This is a genomic window from Flavobacterium sp. (genome assembly GCF_044338735.1).
Classification (GTDB): Bacteria; Bacteroidota; Bacteroidia; order Flavobacteriales; family Flavobacteriaceae; genus Flavobacterium.
In genome coordinates this window covers 1-5,226 of sequence record NZ_JBIIWV010000144.1, presented here as the reverse complement: position 1 = coordinate 5,226, position 5,226 = coordinate 1, and the positions used below count along the sequence as shown (strand labels likewise).

The 5,226-nt window shown below is 31.8% G+C and carries 5 protein-coding genes; 3 read left to right on the top strand and 2 right to left on the bottom strand.

What is annotated here, in order from left to right; genetic code table 11:
• Nucleotides 1-98 precede the first annotated feature (98 nt).
• The 3 genes from ACIQZC_RS08870 to ACIQZC_RS08860 all read left to right on the top strand — a co-directional run bounded on the left by ACIQZC_RS08870 (nucleotide 99) and on the right by ACIQZC_RS08860 (nucleotide 2,421).
• Nucleotides 99-440, top strand: a complete 342-nt coding sequence (locus tag ACIQZC_RS08870; protein ID WP_396138871.1) for a hypothetical protein — start codon at nucleotides 99-101, stop codon at nucleotides 438-440.
• A gap of 12 nt (nucleotides 441-452) precedes the next feature.
• Nucleotides 453-998, top strand: a complete 546-nt coding sequence (locus ACIQZC_RS08865; protein ID WP_396138870.1) for a YceI family protein — start codon at nucleotides 453-455, stop codon at nucleotides 996-998.
• 244 nt (nucleotides 999-1,242) lie between these two features.
• Nucleotides 1,243-2,421, top strand: a complete 1,179-nt coding sequence (locus ACIQZC_RS08860) for a LysM peptidoglycan-binding domain-containing protein (RefSeq protein WP_396138869.1) — start codon at nucleotides 1,243-1,245, stop codon at nucleotides 2,419-2,421.
• Nucleotides 2,422-2,476: 55 nt separating this feature from the next.
• Here the strand turns inward: ACIQZC_RS08860 and rimO are convergent, their stop codons facing one another.
• Both rimO and ACIQZC_RS08850 read right to left on the bottom strand, forming a co-directional pair.
• Nucleotides 2,477-3,778 (bottom strand): 30S ribosomal protein S12 methylthiotransferase RimO, encoded by a 1,302-nt coding sequence (rimO, locus tag ACIQZC_RS08855; RefSeq protein ID WP_396138868.1) that lies wholly within the window; start codon nucleotides 3,776-3,778, stop codon nucleotides 2,477-2,479.
• Between the two features lie 218 nt (nucleotides 3,779-3,996).
• Nucleotides 3,997-5,226, bottom strand: a 1,230-nt coding sequence (locus tag ACIQZC_RS08850; RefSeq protein WP_396138867.1) for an OmpP1/FadL family transporter, incomplete at its 5' end; no start/stop codon positions are given.

Sequence of the window (5,226 nt, the reverse complement as noted above, 5' to 3'; positions counted from 1 at the left end):
TCAAGCAATGAATGATGTTAGTTATTTTACAAATGCTACCGGAATAAGCGAAGGAAAAGGTGTTTATTTTGGTTTTAATATGTATAGAGTATTTTAGTATGAAAACATTTAAAATTATTTTTATTATAATAATAGGTATCATTTTTTCATGTGAGTCAAATACCTATGAAGAAATTTCTGGGGATGTTACAAATCCAACGTATACTTCAAAGGTAAAATCTATTATTGATAATAATTGTTTATCATGTCATGGTTCATCTGGAGGGGAATTTCCTACAATGGAAACCTACCTTCAAGTTAAAGATGCTGCTCAAAATGGTTCTATGATTTGTAGAATCGATGATCAATCTTGTGGTTCGGTGATGCCACAATCTGGTAGAATGCAGCAAACTAAAATTAATACCATAAAAAATTGGACGCTAAATGGTTGTCCAAACTAAAAAAATGCTAAAATGAAAAAGTTTTTATTGCTAATTAGTTTGATTTTTTCATCAGTTTTATTTTCACAAAAAATGATTACTCGTTCAGGGGAAATTAAATTTGAAGCATCAATGCCAGCTTTTGAAGAAGTTGCCGCAAAGAATATGACTGCTTCTTGTGTTTTTGACAAATCTACAGGGGAAATTGCTGTTTTGGCTTTAGTAAAAGCATTTCGATTTAAAGTGCCTTTGATGGAAGAACATTTCAATGAAAATTACATTGAGAGTGATCAGTTTCCAAAGGCAACCTTCAAAGGAAAAGTACTAAATTTTGATCCCGCCAAACTTAGTTCTAGTAAAGTGTTTTTTGATGCAGAGGGAGACTTAACACTACATGGAGTAACTAAAAAAGTTAAAGTTAAAATTATGTTTTTACAATCAGATGACAAATTAATAACATCTTCATCATTTAAAGTAAAACCCTCAGATTTTAACATAAAGATTCCATCAGTTGTTAAATCTAAAATTTCAGAATCTATTGAAATTGATTTTAAATTTGATTTAGAAAAAAAGATTTAAAATATTGAAACAACTTTAAGACTCGGGCTTTAAATTAAGATTTTTTTTGAAAAATTAATTTTACATGTGATACCCGAAATAAATTCCTGAAATTATTTAGTATCCATAAAATTGATTAGTAGTTAAAACAAATCGCAAACTCAGAAATATTCCATTGTAAAATAATGTTAAAACTCCCATAATTTATAGGAGTTTTTTTTATCTTGCAGCTCCTTTATTGTCTTTGAAATAAATACATTCCAAAATGAATCTATCTAAACTACTTACTTTTATCTTCTTTTTAACATCAACATCTCTTTTTTCACAAAAAAATACGAAACATACCGTAGTTGAAGGAGAATCAATATATGTGATAGCTAAAAAGTACGGAGTTACTGAATCAGATATTTATGAATTGAATCCAAAGGCAAAAGGTGCGTTACTTCAATTGAAAACAGTTTTGTTAATTCCAAACAAATCAAAAAAGGCTGCTATTTCGGTTGAAAAAAAGAAAAAAAACACCTCAAGAAATAGTGAATCTACAGAAATTCACACCGCTATTGCTGGCGAATCTTTGTATGTAATTGCAAAAAAGTATGGAATTTCATTAGAAAAAATTAAAGAAATTAATCCTACTCTTAATCCAGATGCAATTCAAATTGGAGATAAAATAAATATTATACCTTCAAAGAAAACGATTACAGAGAAAAAAAGCAAAGTGCCTAGTAAAGTTGAAAAACCATCAGCAACTATAACTACACCAAAACCAGTAGTGAGTAAACCCGAAGTTTCAGTCTCTATGTCAAATACTCCTATGGTTTGTGAAGATGAGTTAGGAAACACTATTCATACAGTTCAAAAAGGGGAAACACTTTATAAAATTTCGAAATTATATAATGTTAAATTGAAACTGCTTAAAGAACTTAATGAAGAAGTAGTTGAAAATTTACCTGAAGGATACTTGCTTATTGTTAAATTAGGAAATTTAGAACTAGCCAAACACGAAAATATTGTAGTTGAACGACCAAATGTGGCACTAATTTCTTTAGAAAACATGTCTAAGGTTGATTTTTTAATTGCTAAAGCATCAGAACATCTCGGAACTCGTTACCGAGGTGGTGGAACAACTTCTGCAGGTTTTGATTGTTCAGGATTAATGTTTTCTACTTTTAAAAACATCGATATGACTTTGCCACGATCATCAGGATCAATGGCTGTTGGAGCAGGTGTAAAGATTGAGCGAGATCAGGCGCAAAAGGGTGATTTGATTTTTTTTACAACTAATGGAAGAGGGAGCATTAACCATGTGGGTATGATAACTGAAATAATTGGCGATGAAATAAAATTCATTCATTCGTCAGTTCAATCTGGTGTGGTTATTTCATCAACAAAAGAACCGTATTATTCCAGACGATTTATTCAAATTAACAGAGTGTTAGAATAACTAAATTAAAAGTAATTCGGCTTTTAAATTAATCAATTTAACTAAAGAATATTAATTAGATAGGCTCTGCATATAAATCAAATTCGGTAGCATCTATTATTTTTAGATTTACAAAATCGCCTGTTTTTAAATAATATTTTGAGGCATCAACTAACACTTCATTATCTACATCCGGACTATCAAATTCGGTTCTTCCAATGAAATATTGACCTTCTTTTCTGTCGATTACACATTTAAAGGTTTGACCAATTTTTTCCTGATTCAAATCCCACGAAATTTGCGATTGTAAATCCATAATTTCAGCAGCACGCGCTTGTTTTATCTCTTGCGGAACGTCATCTACTAATGCATAAGCACCTGTATTTTCTTCATGTGAATAGGTAAAACAACCCAATCGTTCAAACTTCATTTCTTGTACCCAATCGCGTAGAATTTCAAAGTCTTTTTGCGTTTCTCCAGGATAACCCACAATTAGAGTGGTTCTAATTGCCATTCCAGGAACACGCTCTCTAAATTCTTTTAATAATTTTGTTGTTTTTTCTTTTGTAGTGCCACGTTTCATCGATTTCAAAATATCATCTGAAATGTGTTGCAGCGGAATATCGATGTAATTACAAATTTTAGGTTCGCGTTTCATCAAATCTAAAACATCCATTGGAAAACCACTTGGAAAAGCATAATGCAATCTAATCCACTCAATACCTTCTACTTTTGCTAGGTTTTCAAGCAATTCGGCAAGATTGCGTTTTTTGTATAAATCTAAACCATAATAGGTTAAATCTTGAGCAATTAAAATTAATTCTTTTACCCCATTTTTAGCCAAACCTTCAGCTTCTTTCACCAATTTTTCAATAGATTGCGAAACGTGTTTTCCTCGCATTAATGGAATCGCACAAAAACTACATGGTCGATCACAACCTTCGGCAATTTTTAAATAAGCATAATTTTTTGGGGTTGTAGTTAAGCGTTCGCCCAGTAATTCATGTTTATAATCAGCACCTAAAGCTTTTAATAAAAGAGGTAATTCAGTAGTTCCAAAGTATTGATCTACATCGGGAATTTCTTTCTCTAAATCTGGACGATAACGCTCAGATAAACATCCGGTCACAAATACTTTATCAACTAAACCTTGTTCTTTTTTATCTACATATTCTAAAATCGTATTTACCGATTCTTCCTTTGCATTGTCAATAAAACCACAAGTGTTAATTACCACGATATTACCCTCTTCTTCGTGAACTACTTCTTTTCCGTTGGCTTTTAATTGCCCCATCAACACCTCACTGTCGTAAGTGTTTTTAGAACATCCAAGGGTAATTACATTGATTTTATTCTTTTTTAACGATTTGGTTCTCATGTTTTTGTATTTGATCCCGAACTTTCGGTGGGCAAAATTACATAAAATAATCAGTTGAAGCACCAGCGATATCGAATTTTTTAAAGGCTAGGTCCCGCTGTTCGCTATATCCGCTAAGGCGGGATGTCGCTTCCATCGGGGCTAAATACAATCTTTTAAGCATAAAAAAACCACTTCGATTGAAGAAGTGGTAATACTATCATAATCAATTTATCAGATTAAAAATAAATCGAATAGGTAATGGTTATGTTGTTGTTTTTAGTTCTAATTCTTGCTGCATCAGTCATTCCTGAGGAAAGAAAAGCTACATTTTGACTTCTACTATCATTTGCAAAGGCAAAGTCTAACTTGCTTTCGCCAAAATTATATCCTAAACCAGCAGAATAACCCTTTAAATCACTCATTTCTGTTGTTGATTTATACGGACTTTCTTCAAATCGATAACCACCACGAACACTCCATTGTTTAATTTTATATTCGCCACCAATTCTTAATTCATAGGCATTTTTAAATTGTTGACTCATTTGAGTGTTTAAATCGCTGAATAAACTTACGCTTGTTGGTCTAAATTTAATATTACTATAATCTTTCATGGCATAATCAATACTGATTAATCCTTTTTTATTGAAAATATAAGCGCCACTAAATGTAATTTTACTTGGGGTTTGAATTTTATAAGTAGGGTAGACATTAACTACATTTGGAGCAACTACTTCTTTAAAATTAGCAATACCGTCTGTTGAGTTTACAATTAATCGCTGTGATAATTCATCATTTAATTGGTACCAAGTAGGCGATTCATAAGCAATACCCGCTCTGAATTCTTCCGTAACTTTTAGTATTGCACCAAGGTTTAACGAGAATCCTGTTCCATAGGTATACAATTCGTTATCAAACTGAATATCTCTAACAGTGTCTCCAGTAGAAAAAAGTGGATTGCTATTTCTTTCATATACCGAAGTTGTTTTTACATAATCTGTAAAATGGGCATTTAAGTTCATTCCTAAAAACAATCTATCCTTGTACGATGTTGCAATATTTGCGGAGAATTTTCCATTATAACCCGTTGCTGAAATGTAATTTTCTTGTCTAAAATTTCCACCAGCATAATTCACATTTGAATAATATGAACCAGGTCCGTCTGATTCTAATAGATAGGCCTGATAAGCCATCATAGCCTGTTGTGCAGGAAAGCCTAAACCACTTTGTTCACCTAAATAAGTATACAAATCTGTTATTGATTCGCCTGGTTGCAATTCAACAAACTCATTGGGTAAACCTTGTGCTTTGTCTAAAAAATAACGATCTATTGAATTGGAAGGATTGGTTCCTTTTGAAAAAATTTCGGTATCAAAATTATTAGTGTTGTCATAGTTTAGAGCAACTGCAATTTTAGACCAATCAGTTTTTCCTGATTTATCATTAAAAACCAAAACAGCGCCAATTTG